21 protein-coding genes, 1 tRNA gene and 2 pseudogenes are annotated in these 22,548 nt (G+C 40.9%); 11 read left to right on the forward strand and 13 right to left on the reverse strand.

The features are described 5' to 3' along the window. Positions 1-13 precede the first annotated feature (13 nt). Entirely contained in the window at positions 14-652 is a 639-nt protein-coding gene (purN, locus tag BKG94_RS01515; RefSeq protein ID WP_077433538.1) for a phosphoribosylglycinamide formyltransferase, read from the forward strand. Positions 653-709: 57 nt separating this feature from the next. On the opposite strand, the gene BKG94_RS01520 is transcribed toward purN, so the two are convergent. Then, complete coding sequence (locus BKG94_RS01520; RefSeq protein ID WP_077433540.1) at positions 710-1,390, reverse strand: OmpW/AlkL family protein; 681 nt, start codon at positions 1,388-1,390, stop codon at positions 710-712. Between the two features lie 276 nt (positions 1,391-1,666). Here BKG94_RS01520 and BKG94_RS01525 point away from each other — a divergent pair, with 276 nt between their 5' ends. The 7 genes from BKG94_RS01525 to mtgA all read left to right on the forward strand — a co-directional run bounded on the left by BKG94_RS01525 (position 1,667) and on the right by mtgA (position 7,107). Further along, positions 1,667-2,416 (forward strand): hypothetical protein, encoded by a 750-nt coding sequence (locus tag BKG94_RS01525; protein WP_077433542.1) that lies wholly within the window; start codon positions 1,667-1,669, stop codon positions 2,414-2,416. Next, positions 2,417-2,977, forward strand: a complete 561-nt coding sequence (locus BKG94_RS01530; RefSeq protein WP_077433544.1) for a septation protein A — start codon at positions 2,417-2,419, stop codon at positions 2,975-2,977. After that, on the forward strand, positions 2,977-3,459 hold the full coding sequence (yciA, locus tag BKG94_RS01535) for an acyl-CoA thioester hydrolase YciA (RefSeq protein ID WP_077433546.1): 483 nt from the start codon (positions 2,977-2,979) through the stop codon (positions 3,457-3,459). The genes BKG94_RS01530 and yciA overlap by 1 nt, the downstream gene beginning before the upstream one ends. 11 nt (positions 3,460-3,470) lie before the next feature. Next, on the forward strand, positions 3,471-3,767 hold the full coding sequence (locus tag BKG94_RS01540) for a YciI family protein (protein WP_077433548.1): 297 nt from the start codon (positions 3,471-3,473) through the stop codon (positions 3,765-3,767). Positions 3,768-3,879: 112 nt separating this feature from the next. Next, positions 3,880-6,039, forward strand: coding sequence for a transglycosylase SLT domain-containing protein (locus BKG94_RS01545; RefSeq protein WP_077433550.1), 2,160 nt, complete (start codon positions 3,880-3,882; stop codon positions 6,037-6,039). A 32-nt stretch (positions 6,040-6,071) separates the two neighbouring features. Continuing rightward, on the forward strand, positions 6,072-6,377 hold the full coding sequence (gene trpR / locus BKG94_RS01550; protein WP_077433552.1) for a trp operon repressor: 306 nt from the start codon (positions 6,072-6,074) through the stop codon (positions 6,375-6,377). Further along, on the forward strand, positions 6,355-7,107 hold the full coding sequence (gene mtgA / locus BKG94_RS01555; protein ID WP_425272253.1) for a monofunctional biosynthetic peptidoglycan transglycosylase: 753 nt from the start codon (positions 6,355-6,357) through the stop codon (positions 7,105-7,107). Before trpR ends, mtgA begins: the two co-directional genes overlap by 23 nt. A 120-nt stretch (positions 7,108-7,227) precedes the next feature. On the opposite strand, the pseudogene BKG94_RS10115 reads toward mtgA, so the two are convergent. The 7 genes and pseudogenes from BKG94_RS10115 to BKG94_RS01585 form a co-directional block, all read right to left on the reverse strand. Further along, positions 7,228-8,226: pseudogene (locus tag BKG94_RS10115) on the reverse strand (PTS transporter subunit EIIC); the annotation flags it as partial. A gap of 135 nt (positions 8,227-8,361) precedes the next feature. Beyond that, positions 8,362-8,784 (reverse strand): annotated as a pseudogene (locus tag BKG94_RS10120) (glucose PTS transporter subunit EIIB); the annotation flags it as partial. A gap of 111 nt (positions 8,785-8,895) precedes the next feature. After that, positions 8,896-8,981: transfer RNA gene (locus BKG94_RS01565), tRNA-Leu, on the reverse strand. Positions 8,982-9,003: 22 nt separating this feature from the next. Next, positions 9,004-9,345: a preprotein translocase subunit SecG gene (gene secG / locus BKG94_RS01570; protein ID WP_077433558.1), complete on the reverse strand. Its 342-nt coding sequence runs from the start codon at positions 9,343-9,345 to the stop codon at positions 9,004-9,006. A 136-nt stretch (positions 9,346-9,481) separates the two neighbouring features. Then, positions 9,482-11,410, reverse strand: coding sequence for a DNA topoisomerase III (locus tag BKG94_RS01575; protein WP_077433560.1), 1,929 nt, complete (start codon positions 11,408-11,410; stop codon positions 9,482-9,484). Between the two features lie 9 nt (positions 11,411-11,419). Then, entirely contained in the window at positions 11,420-12,022 is a 603-nt protein-coding gene (gene recR / locus BKG94_RS01580) for a recombination mediator RecR (RefSeq protein ID WP_077433562.1), read from the reverse strand. 60 nt (positions 12,023-12,082) lie between these two features. Next, a complete protein-coding gene (locus BKG94_RS01585; protein ID WP_077433564.1) occupies positions 12,083-12,412 on the reverse strand; it encodes a YbaB/EbfC family nucleoid-associated protein in 330 nt (109 codons plus the stop codon). A 115-nt stretch (positions 12,413-12,527) separates the two neighbouring features. On the opposite strand from BKG94_RS01585, the gene BKG94_RS01590 reads away from it, so the two are divergent. Continuing rightward, the gene (locus tag BKG94_RS01590) at positions 12,528-13,619 is read left to right on the forward strand and encodes a metallophosphoesterase (RefSeq protein WP_077433566.1); all 1,092 of its coding nucleotides are present in this window, start codon (positions 12,528-12,530) and stop codon (positions 13,617-13,619) included. 41 nt (positions 13,620-13,660) lie between these two features. Here BKG94_RS01590 and arcC read toward each other — a convergent pair whose 3' ends face one another. The 5 genes from arcC to epmA all read right to left on the reverse strand — a co-directional run bounded on the left by arcC (position 13,661) and on the right by epmA (position 19,692). Further along, positions 13,661-14,605, reverse strand: a complete 945-nt coding sequence (arcC, locus tag BKG94_RS01595) for a carbamate kinase (protein ID WP_077433568.1) — start codon at positions 14,603-14,605, stop codon at positions 13,661-13,663. A gap of 69 nt (positions 14,606-14,674) precedes the next feature. Beyond that, positions 14,675-15,679 (reverse strand): ornithine carbamoyltransferase, encoded by a 1,005-nt coding sequence (locus BKG94_RS01600; protein WP_077433570.1) that lies wholly within the window; start codon positions 15,677-15,679, stop codon positions 14,675-14,677. Between the two features lie 158 nt (positions 15,680-15,837). Next, positions 15,838-17,205, reverse strand: coding sequence for an L-serine ammonia-lyase (locus tag BKG94_RS01605; RefSeq protein WP_077433572.1), 1,368 nt, complete (start codon positions 17,203-17,205; stop codon positions 15,838-15,840). A 46-nt stretch (positions 17,206-17,251) separates the two neighbouring features. Continuing rightward, the gene (locus BKG94_RS01610; protein ID WP_077433574.1) at positions 17,252-18,481 is read right to left on the reverse strand and encodes an HAAAP family serine/threonine permease; all 1,230 of its coding nucleotides are present in this window, start codon (positions 18,479-18,481) and stop codon (positions 17,252-17,254) included. Positions 18,482-18,708: 227 nt separating this feature from the next. Then, positions 18,709-19,692, reverse strand: a complete 984-nt coding sequence (gene epmA / locus BKG94_RS01615; RefSeq protein ID WP_077434096.1) for an elongation factor P--(R)-beta-lysine ligase — start codon at positions 19,690-19,692, stop codon at positions 18,709-18,711. 291 nt (positions 19,693-19,983) lie between these two features. On the opposite strand from epmA, the gene frdA reads away from it, so the two are divergent. After that, complete coding sequence (gene frdA, locus BKG94_RS01620; RefSeq protein ID WP_077433576.1) at positions 19,984-21,783, forward strand: fumarate reductase (quinol) flavoprotein subunit; 1,800 nt, start codon at positions 19,984-19,986, stop codon at positions 21,781-21,783. Continuing rightward, positions 21,776-22,546: a succinate dehydrogenase/fumarate reductase iron-sulfur subunit gene (locus tag BKG94_RS01625; protein WP_077433578.1), complete on the forward strand. Its 771-nt coding sequence runs from the start codon at positions 21,776-21,778 to the stop codon at positions 22,544-22,546. Before frdA ends, BKG94_RS01625 begins: the two co-directional genes overlap by 8 nt. Positions 22,547-22,548: the final 2 nt, after the last annotated feature.

Raw genomic sequence — 22,548 nt, forward strand, 5'->3', positions numbered from 1 at the left:
TTTTAGGATCTTTATGAAAAAAATTGCCGTTCTGATTTCAGGACAAGGAAATAATCTACAAGCTATCATCGATGCTTGTGAAAAAGGTTTTATCCCCGCTAAAATTGCGTGCGTGGTCAGCAATAAAGCGGATGCCTTTGGGCTTGAACGGGCAAAAAGTGCGGTCATTCCCACCGGTGTTTTTTTGCGTCAAAATTTTATTAACAATCAAGAAATGGATCGCCAAATCGGCGATTATTTAGCAAATTTTGATGTTGATCTTATTGTACTAGCCGGTTACATGAAAATTTTAACCTCGGATTTTGTGCAGCGTTTTAATGGCAAAATTATTAATATTCATCCGTCATTATTACCCAAATACCCAGGGCTAAACACTTATCAACGAGCCATAGAAGCGGGTGATACCGAACACGGTACAACGGTTCATTTTGTGAATGAAGAAGTAGATGGCGGCGCAATTATTTTACAAGCCAAAGTGCCTATTTTCCCAAATGATAATGTGGAAGACATTGAATTACGCACAAGAGAGCAAGAATATCACATTTATCCTATGGTGGTTAAATGGTTTGTGGAAAACCGCTTAACCCTAAAAGAAGGGATTGCTTATTTAGACGGAAAACCATTATCTGCGCAAGGTTATGCCTGTGAGTAAAAAGAAAAGCGATGAAATCATTCATCGCTTTTTTGTTAAATAGAGGACAATTTATAATTAGAAACGATATGCAAGACCTGTGAAGAACACAAATGGATCAAGTTTAACTTTTACTTCGTGATCTAAACCTAATGCTTTAAATTTTGCTTTAGTTTTAATTTGTGTATACCACATTGAGGTATTCCAATACACGTTATCGGTTAGTTTAATATCAATACCCGCATTAACAACAGGAGCAAAAGAGTGTTTCTTAACATTCAGCTCTGTGACTTCCGGACGAAGAGATTTGGCGTTAAAGAAACGAGTGTAGTTTAAACCTAAACCAAGATATGGACGAGAGCCAGCATCTTTATCTAAGAAATAATATTGTAAATACAAGCTTGGCGGTAATTGTTTAAGTTTCACTGTATCACCTAAATTCACTAACTCGTTACCACCAGCATAAGCACTTGCTTTAATCTTATGAGAAAACGGAGTTGCCGCTAACAATTCTAAACCGATATTATCAGTAAACATATAAGTACCGGTTAAACCTAACTGTGCATTATCACCAACATCAAGATTTACATCTACATTACCTAAACCTGGAACATTGCGATTACTTGTTGTATCTGATTCAGAATTAGCTGACACAAACACACCACCGACACGTAAAATCACGTCGCCCGCTTGATGAGCATTTGCCATACCTGCGAATAATGCAGCGGTTAAACCTAATGCTAGTGCTGTTTTTTTCATTTTGAGCTCCTTAAGTATAATGTTTAATTTATAACCATAAAAAGGCTATGGCTATTTGCGGAGTGTAATATACTCCATATTGAGTATTAATTCTGTGATCTAATTCAAGATTTTAAACATTTGATAAAATTATTTATATAAAATTATTTTGATTTAGTCTAAAAACCTGAAATCACAAACTCGATTCACCACTGAAGAGTAAATTTTTACAGAAGATAAATGGCATAGTACTATAAAGAAGGTATAATCGCCTCATTTTGAAAAAAGAGAGATCGAATGAATATCAACTTTACACAAATTTTACAAGATAGTTGGAATTTTTTCCGCAATCAACAAAAAATCATGTTTCAATTTGCTTCCATTCTCTTTATGGTGCAAGTATTCAGCGTGTTATTAAGCCCCTCAATTGTTGTAAAAGATACTGTTATCAGTACAGATACCCTTCCCCAATTAATGGAAGAAAACGCACCAAGCTTTGCCCTTTCCTTTTTGCTCACACAATTAGCGACAACCTTTGTCAGCGCTTGGGGATTGATGGCGGTCCATAAAATCAGCCAACAAAATTACCACACTTTAGGACAGACTTTCAGTGCAACCCTCTCACGCTTTATCGGTGTCGTGATCTTAGATCTGATTATTGTGATTCCTATATTTCTTGGCTTATTTGAAATCGGCGCAGCAATATTAACCAAAAGCTCTCCCTCAATAGTTTCACTTGTGGCAATTATTGTCGGCATTTGGTTTTTTATTCGTCTAAATTTATCCACAACCCACTACTTAACAACACTAGACGGCATAGGACAAACTCTGCAAAAAATTTGGCTACAGGGGCGAAACCAAAAAGGTGCATTATTTATTTATGCGCTATTAGTGTATTTTGTTGTACCAACATTAATTTTTCAACTCACGACCTTATCAAACAATATGATTTTTATACTTGTAGTAAGTGCGTTTGCTTCACTATTAAATATATTAATTCAGGTTGTGACCTATCGCTTTTACAGTTTATTTATGAAGGAGGCATAAGTGAAACAATTACTTGAATTTATTCCACTGATTTTATTTTTTATCACTTATAAATTAAGCGGTGTGCGTGATGCAGCAATCGTATTAGTAGTCGCAACTATTTTACAAATGGTGATCTTAAAATGGAAATACGGCACTATTGAAAAACGACAGAAAATCCTCGCAAGTGCAGTCATTTTTTTTGGGCTTTTAACCGCCTATTTTAATGAAATACATTATCTTCAATGGAAAGTTACCGTAGTCAATGCACTCTTTGCAGTGATCTTACTTGTAGCACAATTTCAATTTAAAATTCCTTTAATAAAAAAATTTCTAGAAGAAGAAATTAAGTTGCCAGATCAGGCGTGGAACACACTCAACCTTGGCTGGGCAGTTTTCTTTATTATTTGTATGTTGGTGAATATTTATATTAGCCATAATATGTCGGAAGAAGCCTGGGTTAATTTTAAATCCTTCGGTTTAATTGGGATGACCCTCATTGCGACCATTATTTCCGGTGCTTATATTTACAAGTTTTTGCCAAAAGATGAACAAAACAACCATAAAGACGGAGGGAACTAATGTCCTCAAATTTTATTGATAAAAACGGGCGTCAATCAAAAGGCGTACCTTTACTGCGTACCCTTGCTATGCCATCAGATACCAATGCAAACGGTGATATTTTTGGCGGCTGGATTATGTCGCAAATGGATATGGGTGGGGCGATTTTAGCCAAAGAAATCGCCCATGGACGGGTTGTTACCGTTGCCGTAGAAAGTATGAATTTCATTAAACCAATTGCAGTGGGCGATGTGGTGTGCTGCTACGGTCAATGCCTCAAAATCGGGCGTTCTTCCATTCAAATAAAAATGGAAGTTTGGGTGAAAAAGGTCGCCAGTGAACCCATTGGTGAACGCTATTGCGTAACTGATGCGGTGTTCACCTTCGTTGCCGTGGATAGCAAAGGAAAATCCCGTGCAATTCCACGAGAAGGTAATGAAGAGCTGGAAAAAGCGCTTGCCTCCATTCAAGAATATGAGAATCAACAAGTTAAAAACACTTAAAGGAGAAAACGATGTATTACGTTATTTTTGCCCAAGATATTCCCGGCACGCTTGAAAAACGCCTTGCCGTGCGTGAACAGCATTTAGCCCGTTTAAAACAGTTACAAGCCGAAGATCGTTTACTTACCGCAGGCCCTAATCCGGCAATTGACGATGAAAACCCCGGCGATGCCGGATTCACCGGTTCTACTGTGATTGCTCAATTTGATAGCTTACTTGCCGCAAAAGATTGGGCTGCGCAAGATCCTTACGTAGAGGCCGGCGTTTATGGTGAAGTGATTGTTAAACCCTTTAAAAAAGTATTCTAAGGGAACTAACACATGGAAAAGCGAATCTAAGGATTCGCTTTTTTATTAATTGAATCATACAGGTTTAACCAACTCAACCTCACAAGGAATATTCTTATCTTACAGGAATGGTATGAAAAAACTTTCTCTTATTTCTCTTTCAATTTTAACCGCACTTTCTCAGCCGATTAGAGCGAATACAAATGCGGCTCAGCCGAAAAGCACGCAAACCATTAATCTCGCAGAAGAACAGTTGAAATGGCAACAAAATCAACATAATGCTGAGTTAAAACGTCTGAATCAACGGACAACTTTCTTACAATTTGAGAATCTGTTGAAAAGTGCGGTGAAAAATCAGCGAGTTTTTGAAAACCGAACCATTTTTTTATCATTAATTCATTCCTTAGAAGGCTATCCGTTACAAACTGATGCTTGGTTTGCCTACTTTGACAGCCAAATAAAATCAGTCACGCAAAGCACCTCCTCAACGGAAGTGACGACACTAAAAAAAGAAATTGAGGATTATATTGCTCAGCATCCCCGGCATTTTCTCCGTTCCCGTTTAGCGCAAAATATTCTTACATTGCTTAATAATAGTGATCCCGAACAATTCGTGGATTACGCCAAAAAGATCAAACCAAACAGTTTGGCAATGCAAATTGCCGTATTAAATGGGGAATATCAACTCGCTCAAAAATCGTCGGAATCAAAAACCACTCAAGAAACGGATATTTTGAAAGGTTTTGAAACACTTTGGCTGAATAATGGCGAACTTGCTAACGATTCTGAACTGTGGCAAAAATGGTATGCCAACGGAGGCAGAAGCGAAGACAAAATTTATCAAAAAGCAGAAAAATTATTCGGTCAGAATGATGTAAAGGGCTTGGCATTACTGACAGGGGAATTGGATCATCTTGATAATATAAAAGAAGATCCGAGCATTCAGGCACACCTACAACAGTATGCTGATTTACTGAAAAATCCGGCAAACTTCAAATCATTTGCGGAAACATTGCCTGATAGTGAAAAAGACAAAATTCGTCATCAATTTGCGGTCGTACAAGGCTTTTCACGTTATTTACGTACCCTTCCTGAAAATAGGGATAATCCGGATTTTGCTCCCTATTTACAATGGGCAAAAAACTGGCAACTCAGCGATGCTCAAATTCGTGATTGGAAAATCGCTTTTATCAGTCGCTTTTTTGATAATGAATCCCCCCATTTTCAACAATGGCGTGATACTGAAATCCTGGCGTTAAAGGCTGATAATCTTGTTGAACGCCGTTTGCGAATGGCAATTTGGCAAAAAACCGATCTGATACCTTGGCTTAATGCCCTCTCAAAAGAAGGAAAGGAAAAACAAGAATGGCGTTATTGGTTGGCAAAAAGCGATAAACAAAAAACACAAGAAATTTTAACCGCACTTTCTCAAGAGCGGGGATTTTACCCAATGCTCGCCAAAGCGATGCTCAATCCTCAAAATCGAGGGGCAGATTATCGTGTTGAACTAAGCCAACCAGCAATGAATGAAAAGCTGATCAACACGTACGCGAATGAATTAGCCGAAATTACCGAACTTCGCCAATTAGATCGTCTTGGTGCCGCTAAACAACGTTGGCGTTTTTTGCTCGAAAATCTTCCCGATGAATCAAAACAAGCGCAGCAAGTGGCGTTGAGTGAATATGCTAATCAACAAGGTTGGTTTGATTTAGCGGTGGACGGCTCGATTATTGCCAAAGCGTGGAATCATATCGCCTTACGTTTGCCAAATGCCCACCAAAATTATTTTGATATTGCTTTAACGCCCGTTTCGGAAAAAAGCGGTAGCACGATCAACAAAACCTTTGCTATGGCAATCGCCCGTCAGGAAAGTGCCTGGAATCCAATGGCGCAATCTTCTGCGAATGCACGAGGATTAATGCAGCTTTTGCCTAGCACCGCTAAAGCAACCGCCGATAACAATCAACTACCGTATCAAACGGAAAAGGATTTATTCAAACCATTCAATAATATTTTGCTCGGCACAGCACATTTGAATGAGCTTAATGAGAAATATCCGAATAATCGGATCCTTATTGCCGCCGCTTACAATGCTGGCGCAAGCCGGGTGGAAAAATGGCTGTCAAGAGCCGACGGAAAATTGACGATGGATGAATTTATCGCTTCCATTCCCTTTTTTGAAACCCGTGGTTATGTGCAAAATGTGTTAGCCTATGATTTTTATTACCAACTCTTACAACATAAAGAAAATCCACAAACCTTTAGCCAGGAAGAATTTGATCGGCTATACTAAGCGCACTAGTTTAATAGTATAGGATAATACTCATGTATATCAGTCGCAATTTAGATCAATGGAACGCTTTTCTTGCCATGCTACAAACCGCTTTTGAACAAGGCAAAGCCCAAGATTTGTTAACCTTGCTTCTCACCGCTGATGAGCGTGATGCCGTGGGATTACGTTTACAAATTGTTTCACAGCTATTAGACAAAAATTTATCTCAACGTGAAATCCAACAAAATCTGAATACCAGTGCCGCCACCATTACGCGTGGTTCAAATATGATCAAAACCATGGATCCGGATTTTATGGAATGGGTGAAAAAGCAACTTGATCGCCTTGAAAAAAACTAAGCAAATTTTAACCGCAGTTTTACGGTTATTCAGTCTCAAATGGTGGAAGAAAAATTGGCAACGCATCGCAATCCGATTTTTCTTTGCCATTTTTGCCTTTATCCTTTTTTTTCGATTTGTTCCTGTGCCTTTTTCTTCTTATATGGTTCAACAACAAGTGGGACATTGGTTACAAGGCGATTTCCATTATCGGGCAAGATCAACTTGGGTCAGCCTTGAAAAAATTTCACCCAATATGCAACTTGCCGTGATTACCGCAGAAGATCAAAAATTCCCCTCTCATTACGGTTTTGATTTCGCCGCTATTCAGAAAGCCTTCAAACATAACGGAAAATCAACGCGCCAAATTCGGGGCGGTTCAACCATTTCCCAACAAACGGCCAAAAATTTAATGCTGTGGCACGGGCAAAGTTGGCTGCGTAAAGGATTAGAAGTGCCGGCTACAATGTTATTAGAACTAGGTTGGTCAAAAAAACGAATTTTGGAAGTCTATTTAAATATTGCGGAGTTTGGCGAAGGGATTTTTGGTGTGGAAGCAGCAAGCCGTTTTTACTTTAATAAATCCGCAAAAAATTTGACACAATCCGAAGCCGCATTGCTGGCAGCCGTTTTGCCCAATCCTATCATTTATAAAGTCAAAAAGCCGAGTGCATTGGTACGCAAAAAACAACAATGGATTATCAGACAAATGAGAAATTTAGGGATAAATTATTTAAAACAATTGGATTAAAAAAAGTGCGGTCACAAAAAACAATGTTTTTTGAACGTTGGCGTGACCAACAGCCCCGATAGGGGGAACAAACAAGTAAGCAAGTTTGTGAATAATTTAAACCGCACTTTTTTTTAGAAATTAAGCTTTTACGTTTGCACGTTTTACCATCACAAAAGATAGGCTAAATGCCACAATAAAAGAAATTGCCATACCAATGCTGTACATTGCAAGGCTATCCGGTTTGATTGATGGCACACCTAAGAAACCTGCCGCACCTAACGCAATGGCTTTTACATTAAAGAATGCGATGAACGCACTTGCCAAACCTGAACCAATCATTGCCGCAAAGAACGCTTGACGATAACGTAAGTTCACCCCGAACATCGCCGGCTCAGTAATCCCTAACAAGGCAGAAATCCCTGAAGGCACCGCCAAACCACGAACTTTTGGATCTTTTAATGCTAATGCCACGCCTAAACAAGCTGCCCCTTGTGCAATGTTAGACATCGCTGCAATTGGGAAAATAAACGTACCGCCCGTGTGTGCAACATCGGCTAGTAATTGGGTTTCTACCGCAATAAAGGTTTGATGCATACCGGTGATAACAATCGGCGCATAGAATGTCCCGAAAATCGCACCGCCCACAAAACCAAGGGTGTCATACAACCAGGTCAATCCCGCCGAAATGAGTGAACCAGCCTCACGACCGAACGGCCCGATCACGGTAAATGCCAAGAAACCGGCAATAAAGAGCGAACATAATGGCGTAATCAGATTATCCAAATAAGAAGGCACAAATTTACGGAAGGTTTTTTCTAATGTCGCCAATACCCAAGCAGAAATGATGGTTGGGATCACCGTTCCTTGATAACCGACTTTCTCAATTTCAAGCCCAAGTACATTCCAATATTGAATATTGCCTTCCATTAAGGTTTTTGCATAGTTCCAACCATCAGCTAAATTAGGGTGAACTAAGAGCATACCCAAAGCCGCCCCTAAGAACGGATTCCCACCGAATTTACGGGTTGCGGAAAATCCCAGCAAGACAGGTAAAAAGACAAAAGGCGCATTGGCAATCGTATTAATGAAATCGACTAAATCTGAAATATTCGGGAATTTATCAACAACAGAATAGCCTGTAATCACCGCCAATTTTAATTGTTTTTCAGCCAATTCAATGGCGGCAGTATCATTGAGAGCTTTCGCTGCTTCAAGTGCTGCACTAGCTTGAGCATGAGCTGCATCGACTGCGAGTCGCACAGCTTCTGGAACCTGCCAAAAGAAACCTTGGGCAGTCAACATGGAGTGAATCCCCATCAACAAACCACCTGCCACAATCGCCGGAATAATCGGTACGAAAATATCCGCCAACCCTTTCACCAAACGTTGTAATAAACCTTGGTTGCCGGCGGCTGCTTCAGCAACCTCTGCTTTACTCACATCACCAATCCCCAATTGCTTGGTTAATTGTTCGTGAACTTTATTCACCGTGCCGGAACCGAAGATAATTTGATATTGACCGGCAACAGAAAACTGTCCTTTCACCCCCTCAATATTATCAATACCTTCTTTATCAACTTTGCTTTCATCGTTCAAAACGATACGCAAGCGCGTTGCACAATGTGCCGCTGTGGCAATATTACTTTTACCGCCCAGCTTTTCTATCACTTGTTCAGCAATTTTGGGGAAGTTCATAGATTTCTCCTACTACAATGGTTAAAAATAAAACTGGTGGATTGTAACCAACTTCGTTAATAATGACTAGCTTAAAAGCAAAAAACCGGCTTTAAAAGCCGGTTTTAAATTTGGTGCTCTGGGCGAGACTTGAACTCGCACGACCTGTGGTCACTACCCCCTCAAGATAGCGTGTCTACCAATTCCACCACCAGAGCGTTAAATTTTATCTATTTTAATTTATTGAGGAATATCGTTATTTTTATTCTCTACTTTAGGTGCAGCCTGTTGTTGCTGAACTTGCTCCGCAGTTTTTGATAAATCATCAAATGCACCTTTCTCTACATTACCACGATGAGAGTTTAAGTTACCTAATACGAGTGCAATAACAAAAAATGCTGTAGCTAAAATCGCACTGGTACGGGTTAAAAAGTTACCGGCACCGGCTGAGCCAAACATTGTGCCTGATGCACCGCCACCGAAAGAAGCCCCGGCGTTTGCACCTTTGCCCTGTTGAACGAGGATAAACCCGATCAACGCAATAGCGACAACAACATAAATAAATAAAAGAACTTGATACATTTTTTCTACTCTAGATTGCGTATTACGCAAGAAAACTGGGGCGAATAATATAAAGATTTCGTTTTTTTCGCAAGTTTTTTTTCTTATTTATTGCTCGACTGTATCAACTTTAATCAACTTATTTTCCAATATGAAATCATTCTGTTTTTTTAACCGCTCTTTTTCGTGGTTTTTCTGAAGTTTGACTTATTTGGCTTAACTGCCTCAACGCATTGAAATCGACAAAACGCACCAAATCCGGCAACATCTGATTCACCCCATACATAAATTGTTGGTAGGTAGCTTGCTTTTTGCTGATATCGGTAAGTTGTGCTTCCCAATGGGCCGTCATATCCGGTTGGGTGGCGATATCCGGCAAAGCTTGAATCAAAATTCTCCCTGTTTCCGTACTATGAATATTGCGTCCTTTTTTCGTTAAAAAACCACGCTTAAAGAGTAATTCAATAATACCAGCTCGGGTGGCTTCTGTACCTAATCCATCAGTTTCCCGCAGAATTTTTTTCAATTCTTTATCTTGCACAAAACGGGCAATCCCCGTCATCGCTGAAAGCAAGGTAGCATCCGTGAAAGGTTTGGGCGGTTGTGTTTTTTTGCTAATCACTTCCCCTCGTTCACAATACAAAACCTGCCCTTTCTTCACAATCGGCAATAAGGGTTCTTGATTTTCCGTATCGTCTTCTTTACCAAGTAGTGCTTTCCAGCCTGCCACTTGTAAATTTCGTGCTTGTGCAATAAAGGTGCCGCCGGCAATATTCAATGTAATCTTACTTTTACGATATTCCGCATCAGGACAAAATTGCATTAAATATTGGCGAGCAATAAGCTCATAAATATGGCGTTCTTCCTGGGTTAAATTCACTGCACGACTTTTCACCGTAGGAATGATGGCGTGGTGCGCCTCCACTTTTTTATCATTCCAGCAACGATTTTTTTGTTTTATATCCACCACATCCGGCAAGGTTTGATAGGTTTCACTATGAGCAGAAATCGCTTTCAATACTTGCTGACGTTCGGCAAAATGCTCCTCCGGCAAATAACGATTATCCGAACGAGGATAAGTAATCAGACGATGGGTTTCATACAATCGCTGACAAATATCCAACACTGCTTGTGCCGACATACCAAAGCGTTTCGCCGCATCAATTTGTAAGGCAGATAAAGAATAAGGTAAGGGGGCGGTTTCTTTCTCTCGCACATCTTTATAATCCGTCACTTCCGCCGGCTGAGCGGTAATACGTTTTACCACATTTTCTGCTAAGGCTTTAGAAAGCACACGCCCATCTTCATCTTGGTAATCTTCGCACGCCTTGCTCGGTTGCCATAAAGCACTGAAAAGTGCGGTCGATTTTTCCGCTGTTTTTTCCCGCTGTTCTTCCGGATTGATCCACGCCAGCACTTCATAGAAATCTTTCGGCTGAAAATGCTCAATGTCTAAATCTCGGCGTACAATCAAGCCCAGCACCGGGGTTTGTACCCTCCCCACAGAAAGCACACCGTTATAGCCTGCCTGACGACCACGAATGGTGTAAGCCCTTGTCATATTAATGCCATAAAGCCAATCGGCACGCGCCCTTGCCAAGGCTGAGGTGGAGAGCGGAATAAAATTGCGGTTCGGCTGTAATTTGTTAACCGCTTTTTCCACCGCACTGGGATTGAGATCGCTGATTAAGCAACGTTGGATCTTATCACGCTTTTCTGCACTCAACTTTGCATAGCTAAACACCTCATCCACCAAAAGCTGCCCTTCTCGATCCGGGTCGCCCGCATTGACTAATTCGTCCGCCTGATGAATGAGTTTTTCCACCACAGCAAGCTGCTTTTTTGCCTCTTTACGTGGTAAAAGTTGCCATTTTTCGGGAATGATGGGTAAATGCTCTAATCGCCATTGTTTAAATTTGGGATCATAAACATCGGGTTCCGCTTGCTCCAACAAATGCCCCACACACCAAGTCACCACGTCCTTATCACCACATTTAATAAAGCCGTCACCACGCTGATGCGGTTTAGGCAATACATCAGCAATAGCTCGAGCTAAACTGGGTTTTTCGGCGATAAATAAACGCATAAGAAAAAATTAGTCGATTTGACGGCGACCAAGGAAAGAATGGGTCAGTGTGGTGCCATCAACGGTTTCAAGTTCCCCCCCCACAGGGATACCATGGGCAATACGGCTCACTTTAATATTGTGTTGACGGCAAATTTCCGCAATATAATTTGCTGTGGCATCCCCTTCTACGGTAGGATTGGTAGCAAGGATCACTTCATGGAAAGATTCCTCTACCAAGCGTTTTTGCAATAAATCCAAACCAATTTCACGAGGCCCAATGCCATCAAGTGGCGATAAATGCCCCATCAACACAAAATATCGACCGGAAAATTGCCCTGTTTGCTCAATGGCTTGAATATCCGCCGGCATTTCCACCACGCACAGCAAACCTGAATTTTGACGGCGCGGATTATTGCAAATATTACACACCTCTTCTTCCGTGAAATCACGACAGTGAGAACAATGCCCAATTTTAGACATCGCCTCAGTGAGCGCACGTGCTAAATTCATTCCCCCACTGCGATTGCGTTGCAGAAGATGATATGCCATACGCTGTGCAGATTTCGGCCCTACGCCCGGCAAACAACGGAGATTTTCGATGAGATGTTCTAAAAGTGGACTGCTTTGCATAATGATAAATGAAAGGACAATAGGAAATCGTGCGTGAATACTTCTTCACGCACCAAACAATTAAAAAGGAAACTTCATTCCCGGCGGTAACGGCATACCTGCAGTAACCGATGCCATTTTTTCTTTTTGCAACTCTTCGGCACGACGTACCGCATCGTTGAATGCTGCGGCAATTAAATCTTCCAACATTTCTTTATCGTCTTCCATTAAAGAAGGATCGATATCAATACGGCGGCAATTGTGTGCACCGTTAAGGGTGATTTTCACGAGTCCTGCGCCTGACTCACCGGTTACTTCAAGTTGTGCAATTTCTTCCTGCATTTTCTGCATTTTTTCTTGCATTTGTTGTGCTTGTTTCATCAAGCCGCCCAAACCGCCTTTTCCAAACATAATGTTATCCTTTTAAGTCAAAAAATTAGGGGCATTCTAGCGAAAAAATTTGCCTTTGCAAACAGAGAAATTTATTATTCGGCTTTTTAGAATTTTGAGGAAAGCAGCGAACTTTATGGAATTCCGTTACTACATTATTTTTGCCATAGCGATTATCAGCTTACAATTATTTATCACGATTTTTAACCGCACATTGCATTGGCTTTTTGATGGAAAACTCTCGCCAAAAGGCAAAAAATATCTCGCCCTCATCACTTTTGGCATACCCAATGCTGTCTTGATTGGGCAAATCCTGCAACTTTTTATGACGGCACGTTTTATCGCCTTTATGCTCGCCTTATTACTCTTTTCCGCCTTCATCAGCCTTGGCATAGCAATTATTCATTTTCTCTTTAAAAAAACCAAAATCATCGCAAAAATCAACCGCACTTTACGCCTCGCCTATCCTTTCGCCTTGGCTGGATTACTCGGATTAAGCCTTTATAACGCCTATGTCCCACGTCTTGTACATTATGAAATCACATTGGATAAGCCCATGAAACCGCTGAGAATTGGTGTGGCAAGCGATTTACACCTAGGCACATTATTTGGCGGGAAAGCCCTCGATAAACTGGCACAAATCATGGATGAACAAAAAGTCGATTTAATCCTGCTCCCCGGCGATATTATGGACGATAATGTGACCGCCTATTTAGCGGAAAATATGCGTCCACATTTAGAAAAACTGAGTGCGCCATTGGGGGTTTATGTCACCCTAGGCAACCACGATTTTTTTGGACACCAAGAGGAAATTACCGAAGAAATCCGCCAAGCGGGCATCATTCTATTAAAAGATCAAGTGGCAACCATTGATGACGAACTCGTGTTAATCGGTCGAAATGACGATCTCGAAAAACACCGTCCAACTACGGAAATGTTGTTAAAACAAGCTAAACCGGATTTACCGATTATTGTCCTCGATCACCGCCCTTCCGAAGTGGAAATCCATTCCACCTTGCCTTTTGATTTACAGGTTTCCGGCCACACTCACAAAGGGCAAATTTTTCCGGCGAATCTCATCACCGCCCTCACCTACCCCATTGATTATGGCTTAGAAAAAATTGGCAACCCGTACTTTATGGTGACATCAGGCTACGGATTCTGGGGAATCCCAATGCGCTTGGGAACACAATCGGAAGTGGTGATTATTGATGTGAAGGGCAAATAAAGTGCGGTCAAAAATGGGGATGTTTTCATCCCCTTTACTGTTTAGTAAAACTCAATGCCTTCAATGCTATTGGTGACTCTTGTGCCGGCTTCGCCTTTGACAATGCGTTCAATGTCATTTAACGATCCAATAACCGCCTCTTTACCGGTGGCTTTTACGAAATTGATCACCGCTTTCACTTTTGGTCCCATAGAACCCGGCGCAAACTCTGAAGCAAGAGTTTCTAGAGCCTGTGGATTGGCTTTGGTTATTTGTTTTTGATCCGGTTGGTTGAAATTCACACAGGCTGCGGGAACGTCGGTGGCGATTATAAATAAATCCGCCTCTAATTCTTGAGAAATCACGGCTGTACATAAATCTTTATCCACCACAGCTTCAACGCCTTGTAGTTCCCCTTTCTCATTATAATAGCTTGGTATGCCGCCACCGCCGCCACAAATGACAATGTTATGATTGGCTAATAAAGCTTTCACCGAGTCAATTCCTGTCACGGATTTTGGTAAAGGGCTTGGTACGGCACGGCGATAATATTGCCCATCTGCCATCACTGCCCAGCCTTTTTCTGCCGCCAGCTTTTCCGCCTCTTCTTTGGAATAAACTTGCCCAATGGGTTTGCTTGGCTTTTCAAACGCCGGATCTTTTGGATCTACAATCACCTGGTTTAATACCGTAATCGTTGGGGTTTGTGGCAACAGATTGGTTAATTCTTGTTGCAACATATAACCGATCATTCCCACGGTTTGCGAAACCAGTACATCGAGCGGATAAGGCTCAATTTTTGAATCTTGTGCATGATAGGCGGCATGTTGCAATGCTAACAGTCCGACCTGTGGCCCATTGCCATGGGAAATCACCAATTCATTTTCTTGTTTAATTTTTGCCAATTGTTCTGCCGCAATACGAATATTGGCAGACTGATTTTGAGCCGTCATCGGCTCCCCTCTTTTTAATAAGGCGTTTCCGCCTAATGCAACGACAATTTTCATTTTACTTTCCTTTTAATTGATAAAAAAATAGCATCGTTAATTAATATTTACGATGCTATCTATAATTTACTATGCCAAACTTGCCACCATCACAGCTTTAATTGTGTGCATTCGATTTTCGGCTTGCTCAAATGCCACATTTGCCGGTGACTCAAATACGTCTTCTGTCACCTCAATACCATTTGCCAACTGAGGATATTTTTCTGCAATTTCTTTCCCCATTTTGGTTTCACTATTATGGAATGCCGGTAAACAATGCATAAACTTGACTCTTGGATTACCCGTGCGTTTCATTAATTCCGGTGTGACTTGGTAAGGCATTAACATATCGATTCGCTCCGCCCAAGCCTCAAGTGGTTCACCCATAGAAACCCATACATCCGTATGCACAAAATCTACCCCTTTGACCGCGAGATCAATATCGTCGGTAACAGTGATACGTGCGCCGGATTGTGCGGCAAATTCTTGACACATTTTCACAAGTGAATCTTCCGGTAATAAGCCTTTCGGTGCACAAATGCGTACATCCATACCTAATTTTGCACCAATTAACAATAAAGAATTCCCCATGTTATTACGCGCATCGCCAATGTACACATAGCTAATTTGGCTCAGTGGTTTCTCACAATTTTCAATCATTGTTAGAACATCAGCAAACATTTGGGTAGGATGAAATTCATCGGTTAAACCATTAAATACCGGCACACCTGAATATTGTGCAAGTTCATTTACGGTAGATTGTTTAAACCCACGATATTCGATGGCATCATACATTCTACCTAGTACTCGCGCGGTATCTTTCATTGATTCTTTATGCCCAATTTGTGAAGAATTCGGATCAATATAAGTTACGTGTGCACCTTGATCGTAAGCAGCCACTTCAAAAGCACATCTCGTGCGAGTTGACGTTTTCTCAAAAATAAGTGCAATATTTTTACCGGTTAAACGAGGTTGTTCGGTTCCCGCATATTTTGCTCTTTTTAAATCTCTCGCTAAGTCCAATAAGAATCGGATTTCACGCTCAGTATGATTCACTAAACTTAGTAAATGTCTGTTTTTAAGATTAAACGCCATAGTTGCTTCCTTTTTTCTCGTGTGTTGATAAAAAATCGCGAAATTCTAGCAAAGCAAACGTTTGCGTTCAAGAAAAAAGTGAAAAATAGGAGAAATAGAGGAGAATAGTAAAAAGTGCGGTAAAAAATAGGGATGCTTTCGCATCCCATGATAGTTTATTAGGTACAAACAATTTTTACCGCCAACCCGCCTTGCGAAGTTTCACGGTATTTTGCATTCATATCTTTACCTGTTTCGTACATGGTTTCAATCACTTTATCGAGCGTAACTCGAGGATTGGTGGTACGGCGCAATGCCATACGGGCCGCATTAATCGCTTTCACCGAGGCAATCGCATTACGTTCAATACAAGGCACCTGAACTTGTCCGCCAACAGGATCACAAGTTAAGCCAAGATTATGTTCCATAGCAATTTCCGCCGCAATACATACTTGCATTGGATTTGCCCCAAGAATCTCAGCCAAGCCTGCCGCCGCCATAGAGCAAGCCACACCGACTTCCCCTTGACACCCCACTTCAGCACCGGAAATCGAGGCATTCATTTTATAAAGCGAACCGATCATTCCCGCCGCTAACAAATAACGTTCAACCGTCTCAGGTGTTAAAGGTGAGATAAATTTATCATAGTAAGAAAGCACCGCCGGAATAATACCACAAGCACCATTTGTCGGGGCAGTGACAACCCGTCCTCCTGCTGCATTTTCTTCATTCACAGCAAGGGCAAACATATTCACCCAGTCAATAACACGCATCGGGTCATTGGATAAATTCGTATTGGCTTCTAACATTCGATATAAGGATGCGGCACGGCGAGGCACACGCAACGGCCCCGGCAAAATGCCTTCAGTATGTAGCCCGTGATCAATACAAGCCTGCATGGTTTTCCACACATTGTCTAAATGTGCACTTACCGCTTCTTTTCCATGTAATGCAATTTCATTTTCAAGCATCACCGTGGAGAACATTAAGCCGTTTTCGCTGCAATGTTTTAAAATATCTTCTGCATTTTTATAAGGATAAGGCACGCTAACCGGGCTTTCTTCTTCCTGACCGAAATGCGCTTCATCTACGATAAAACCACCACCGATCGAGTAATAAGTTTGACGGTAAAGTTCTTTACGATCTGCATCTAATGCAGCGATCGTCATACCATTTTCATGTAATTTCAAAAAAGTACTGTGAAAAATGAGGTTATTATCAAAATCAAACTTCACCGTTTTCTCGCCTTGAGCGATCGGTAACTGTGCCGTTTCTTTCACTTTTTCGATAAAACCGGGAATGAGATCAATATCTACATCATGCGGTAAATAGCCGGCAAGCCCCATGATGATCGCAATATCCGTATTATGACCACGCCCTGTCATAGAAAGGGAACCATAGACATCTACATGGATTTCGGTTGTATTTTCAAACTGACCAAGCTTAATAAGATCATCAACAAATTGTTTACCCGCTTTCATTGGGCCAACAGTGTGGGAACTGGACGGCCCAATTCCCACTTTAAACATATCAAATACGCTAATCATATATTTCTCGTTAATTAAGATAAGCTAAACTAAAATTCTAAGCTGCCTATAATAATCCATATACGACCGCAGAGATAGCTATTAATCCCATTATGGTTACAAATACATTACTAAAGCGACCTTGATAACGTTTCATTGCCGGTACTTTACGAATAGCATACATTGGCATAATAAACAGAATCATCGCAATAATTGGACCACCAAGAGATTCAATTAAGCCAAGAATACTTGGATTGATAATTGCAACACCCCACAGAGTAACTAAGAAGAAAAGTGCGGTTGCATAATTTAATTTTTTACGGTTAACCGACTCACCTTTCATTTTTAAGTACAATCCTTCTAAGCCTTCACGAGCCCCCATGTAATGACCAAAGAAAGAACTGGTAATTGCTAAAAATGCAACTAATGGTCCAAAGTAGGAGATATAAGGATTATCGAATTTGTTCGCGAGGAAAGACAAGATACTAATATTTTGTTCTTTTGCTGCCAATAATTCTTCCGGTGTTAAAGTTAATACACAGCTGAATACAAAGAACATGACAAAGAAAAGTAAAATCGTTGATGTGCCTTTTTCAGTACGCTCAATATGGCGTTCGGTAAGATCAAATTCTTTATATTCACGGTATTGTGAGCAAGTAAAAGAAGAAATTGCCGGAGAATGATTGAAAGAGAACACTAAAACCGGAATCGTCACCCATAATGTAGTAAGAAAACCACTTGCAGTTGGAAATTCCTGTAACATAGAACTGTTCCATTCCGGAATTAAATAAATTGATAATGCAAATAAAATAAGTACCAACGGATATACAAGCCATTCCGTAATTTTTAACATCACTTTTTCATTGAATAGCATCACTGAAATTAGTACAGCAATTAAAATAAAAGAAAGTAACGCACGATTAGGTGATGCCATGCCAAGTTGATTAACAATAAAAGAATCTACGGTATTAGTAATACCGTTGCCATAGATCAACAAGATTGGAAAAATTGCAAAAAAGTACAATAAAGTAATCAATTTGCCCGCAGTTTTACCAAAATGCTCTTCCACTACTTCAGTGATATCACTGCCCGGATTTTTGGAAGAAAGAACAAAATATGCTAAACCACGATGTGCAAAATAAGTCATTGGTCCGACTAAAATTGCCATAATGACTAACGGCCAGAAACCACCCATACCTGCATTAATCGGTAGGAACAAAACACCGGCACCCACTGCCGTACCAAATAAATTTAACATCCACGATGCATCAAATTTATTCCATTTTGAATTTTTCATAATAAAGACCTTCAAAAATTAAAAAAGAAATTAATTTACTGTCAATTATTCAGGTAAGCACCTGAAAATCTGGCGCGCATAATATGCTTTAAGAAAATGAAATTCAAAGGAATATTTTTAGAAATGTGATCTAGATAACAGTTTTTCAGAGATTAAATGAACAAAATTTGGTTTAGATTAAAGTGCGGTCAAAAAGCAATCAATATTTTAACCGCACTTGCTACTACTTAAGAGTTATCAATAGAGAAAGAGAGCACATCTTTAATACTGAGAGTATTTAAGGCAATCATAATTAAACGATCTACACCTAAGGCAACACCTGATGTATTTGGGATCCCTGCTTGCAATGCACTGAGGAGACGCTCATCTATTGCCCGTTCCGGCAAACCCATTTTTTCACGCTGACGATTATCTTGCTCAAAACGGCGACGTTGCTCGCCAGCATCAGTTAATTCATGAAAGCCATTGGCGAGTTCTAATCCTTTATAATAAAACTCAAAACGTTCTGCTACACGCTGATCTTCCGGGCTTAATTGGGCTAGTGCGGCTTGTGAGGAAGGAAAATGGTAAATCGCTACCGGAGCATCTTGCCCAATTTTTGGCTCAACTACTGCGCTAAATAAAAACTGCAATAACGTATCGCGATCCTCATCCTCTTCTGCCATAAAATGATGTTGATGCGCCGCCTCTACCAATTCTTTACGGCTTGCAGAAAGCGGATCAAGCCCTACATATTCTTGGAAAACAAACTGGTAACTCATACTTTCTGCCGGCTTACAATCAAGAATCTGTTGGAGTAAATCATCTACTTCATTAATCAAACGGTACATATCAAAGTGCGGTCGATACCATTCCAACATAGTAAACTCGGGATTGTGACGATTACCAGCCTCCTCATTGCGAAATACTTTGCTAATTTGAAAGATAGGCCCGCTACCCGCAGCCAATAGCCGCTTCATATGATACTCAGGACTGGTTGAAAGCCATAATGTTTTCGACTGTTCATTAAGCGGGGCAATAAATTCCGTGCTAAACGTAGAAAGGTGAAGATCCGTCACACCAAATTCACTCAGCACCGGGGTTTCAACTTCAAGTAAACCACGATCGGTAAAAAAACGGCGGATTTCAGCAATAATTTTTGCTCTGGCAAGTAAATTTTTAATGGAGGCAGAAGGTTGCCACGACACAGTTTTCGGAGTAAGTGCGGTCATTTTTTCTGTTGTTTTCTTAATGAAATCATAATTAATCCGAGCATTGTAAACGAGGCTATTTGATAACTCAACTTTCCCTCCCGTCATCGTTAAAAAGCATACCAAATAAAAAGTTTTCTCATTTGATTTACTTAGATAAATTAACTTTTTTGAGGTAGATCACAAAATTCGCAATTTCTCCGGAATTCCGCCTAAAAAAAGTTATTAATTTGTAAAAAAAATGGCACAATGCCTCTGCTCACCCTTTAAGGGAATTTTTATTTATACTTTACTACATGATTGGAGGATATCGTGCAAACAGTTAATGTCGATATTGCAATTGTTGGTGCTGGCGGCGGCGGATTACGTGCGGCAATTGCAGCAGCAGAAGCAAATCCTAATTTAAAAATCGCATTGGTTTCAAAAGTTTATCCAATGCGTAGCCATACGGTTGCGGCAGAAGGTGGCGCAGCAGCAGTTATTAAAGAAGAAGATTCCTATGATAAACACTTTCACGATACTGTTGCCGGCGGCGACTGGTTGTGCGAACAAGATGTTGTAGAGTATTTTGTAGAACATTCTCCGGTAGAAATGACCCAGTTAGAACGTTGGGGCTGCCCTTGGAGTCGTAAAGCTGATGGTGACGTGAATGTACGTCGTTTCGGTGGAATGAAAATCGAGCGAACTTGGTTTGCCGCGGATAAAACCGGTTTCCATTTATTACATACACTTTTCCAAACCTCAACACAATTCCCTCAAATTCAACGCTTTGACGAGCACTTCGTGTTAGACATTTTAGTCGATGATGGTCACGCACGTGGTATGGTCGCAATGAATATGATGGAAGGTACGTTGGTTCAAATTAATGCCAATGCGGTGGTGATCGCAACCGGCGGTGGTTGTCGTGCATTTAAATTCAACACAAACGGCGGCATTGTAACCGGTGACGGTTTATCCATGGCATATCGTCATGGTGTACCGCTACGTGATATGGAATTTGTACAATATCATCCAACCGGCTTACCAAATACCGGTATTTTGATGACTGAAGGTTGTCGTGGTGAAGGCGGTATTTTAGTTAATAAAGATGGCTATCGTTACCTTCAAGATTATGGACTAGGTCCTGAAACACCAATCGGCAAACCTGAAAATAAATATATGGAACTAGGGCCTCGCGATAAAGTTTCCCAGGCTTTCTGGCAAGAATGGAAAAAAGGGAATACTTTAAAAACGGCTAAAGGTGTAGATGTTGTGCATTTAGATTTACGCCATCTCGGTGAAAAATACTTACACGAACGCCTTCCGTTTATTTGTGAATTATCCAGTGCCTATGAAGGCGTAAATCCGGTCAATGAACCAATTCCGGTACGCCCTGTTGTTCACTATACTATGGGCGGTATTGAAGTTGATTTCAATAGTGAAACCCGTATTAAAGGCCTATTTGCTGTGGGCGAATGTGCTTCTTCCGGGTTACACGGCGCAAACCGCTTAGGTTCTAACTCATTGGCAGAACTTGTTGTACTTGGTCGCGTCGCCGGTGAATATGCGGCACAACGTGCCGTTGAAGCCCAACCGGCAAATCAAAGTGCGGTTGATGCTCAAGCTAAAGACGTTGTCGCACGTTTAGAAGCCCTTCATAAGCAAGAAGGTGACGAATCTTGGTCTGAAATCCGTGATGAAATGGGTACCGTGATGGAAGAGGGTTGTGGTATTTACCGTGACCAAGCGAGTATGCAAAGAGCGGTTGATAAAATTGCAGAATTAAAAGAGCGTTATAAACGTATCCGTGTTGCAGATAATTCAAGTGTATTTAACACCGATGTGCTTTACACCGTTGAATTAGGTTACATCCTTGATGTAGCACAATCTATCGCTAACTCAGCTATCGAACGTAAAGAATCTCGTGGGGCGCATCAACGCTTAGATTACACTGAACGTGATGATGTCAATTATTTAAAACACACCCTTGCTTTCTACAATGAGAATGGTGCACCGCGCATTGAATACAGCCCGGTGAAAATCACTAAATCCCAACCTGCAAAACGTGTTTATGGTGCGGAAGCAGAAGCTGCCGAAGCTGCTGCGAAAGCTAAGGAGCAAGCAAATGGCTAATTCACCAGTAATGAATGTGGAAGTTTTACGCTACAACCCTGAAAGCGATCAAGAACCACATTTAAGCACTTACCAAGTGCCTTATGACAACCAAACCTCTTTACTTGATGCGTTAGGTTATATTAAAGATAAACTTGAACCTTCCCTTTCCTACCGTTGGTCTTGTCGTATGGCAATCTGTGGTTCTTGTGGAATGATGGTTAACAATAAGCCAAAACTGGCCTGTAAAACTTTCTTGCGTGATTACAGCGGTCATATGCGTATTGAACCATTGGCAAACTTCCCTATTGAACGTGATTTGGTGGTAGATTTAAGCCACTTTATTGAAAGTTTGGAAGCGATCAAACCATACATTATCGGCAACGAAGCTCCGGCATTAGATGGCAAACCACATCCATCGGCAGAACTTGCGAAAAGCCGTACGAAACAAACCCCGGCACAACTTGAAAAATACCGTACTTTCTCAATGTGTATTAACTGTGGTTTATGTTATGCCGCTTGCCCACAATTCGGTTTAAACCCTGAATTCTTAGGACCGGCAGCGATCACTATGGCTCATCGTTATAACCTTGATAACCGTGACCATGGAAAAGCACAACGTATGCCATTGTTAAACGGTAAAAACGGGGTGTGGAGCTGTACTTTCGTGGGTTATTGTTCTGAAGTCTGTCCAAAACACGTGGATCCGGCTTCTGCAATTAACCAAGGTAAAGTAGAAAGTGCCAAAGATTATGTTATCTCTATGCTAAAACCAAAAGGCTAAGG

Source organism: Rodentibacter ratti (assembly GCF_002000485.1).
Taxonomy (GTDB): Bacteria; Pseudomonadota; Gammaproteobacteria; order Enterobacterales; family Pasteurellaceae; genus Rodentibacter; species Rodentibacter ratti.

Coding starts and splice junctions, on each gene's coding strand:
- BKG94_RS01575 (WP_077433560.1), bottom strand. CDS start 11,410: ATGCGTTTATTTATCGCCGAAAAACCCAGTTTAGCTCGAGCTATTGCT.
- arcC (WP_077433568.1), bottom strand. CDS start 14,605: ATGAAAATTGTCGTTGCATTAGGCGGAAACGCCTTATTAAAAAGAGGG.
- trpR (WP_077433552.1), top strand. CDS start 6,072: ATGTATATCAGTCGCAATTTAGATCAATGGAACGCTTTTCTTGCCATG.
- purN (WP_077433538.1), top strand. CDS start 14: ATGAAAAAAATTGCCGTTCTGATTTCAGGACAAGGAAATAATCTACAA.
- recR (WP_077433562.1), bottom strand. CDS start 12,022: ATGCAAAGCAGTCCACTTTTAGAACATCTCATCGAAAATCTCCGTTGT.
- BKG94_RS01585 (WP_077433564.1), bottom strand. CDS start 12,412: ATGTTTGGAAAAGGCGGTTTGGGCGGCTTGATGAAACAAGCACAACAA.
- BKG94_RS01625 (WP_077433578.1), top strand. CDS start 21,776: ATGGCTAATTCACCAGTAATGAATGTGGAAGTTTTACGCTACAACCCT.
- BKG94_RS01540 (WP_077433548.1), top strand. CDS start 3,471: ATGTATTACGTTATTTTTGCCCAAGATATTCCCGGCACGCTTGAAAAA.
- BKG94_RS01605 (WP_077433572.1), bottom strand. CDS start 17,205: ATGATTAGCGTATTTGATATGTTTAAAGTGGGAATTGGGCCGTCCAGT.
- BKG94_RS01525 (WP_077433542.1), top strand. CDS start 1,667: ATGAATATCAACTTTACACAAATTTTACAAGATAGTTGGAATTTTTTC.
- BKG94_RS01545 (WP_077433550.1), top strand. CDS start 3,880: ATGAAAAAACTTTCTCTTATTTCTCTTTCAATTTTAACCGCACTTTCT.
- BKG94_RS01590 (WP_077433566.1), top strand. CDS start 12,528: ATGGAATTCCGTTACTACATTATTTTTGCCATAGCGATTATCAGCTTA.
- BKG94_RS01520 (WP_077433540.1), bottom strand. CDS start 1,390: ATGAAAAAAACAGCACTAGCATTAGGTTTAACCGCTGCATTATTCGCA.
- yciA (WP_077433546.1), top strand. CDS start 2,977: ATGTCCTCAAATTTTATTGATAAAAACGGGCGTCAATCAAAAGGCGTA.
- secG (WP_077433558.1), bottom strand. CDS start 9,345: ATGTATCAAGTTCTTTTATTTATTTATGTTGTTGTCGCTATTGCGTTG.
- BKG94_RS01600 (WP_077433570.1), bottom strand. CDS start 15,679: ATGGCGTTTAATCTTAAAAACAGACATTTACTAAGTTTAGTGAATCAT.
- BKG94_RS01610 (WP_077433574.1), bottom strand. CDS start 18,481: ATGAAAAATTCAAAATGGAATAAATTTGATGCATCGTGGATGTTAAAT.
- epmA (WP_077434096.1), bottom strand. CDS start 19,692: ATGACCGCACTTACTCCGAAAACTGTGTCGTGGCAACCTTCTGCCTCC.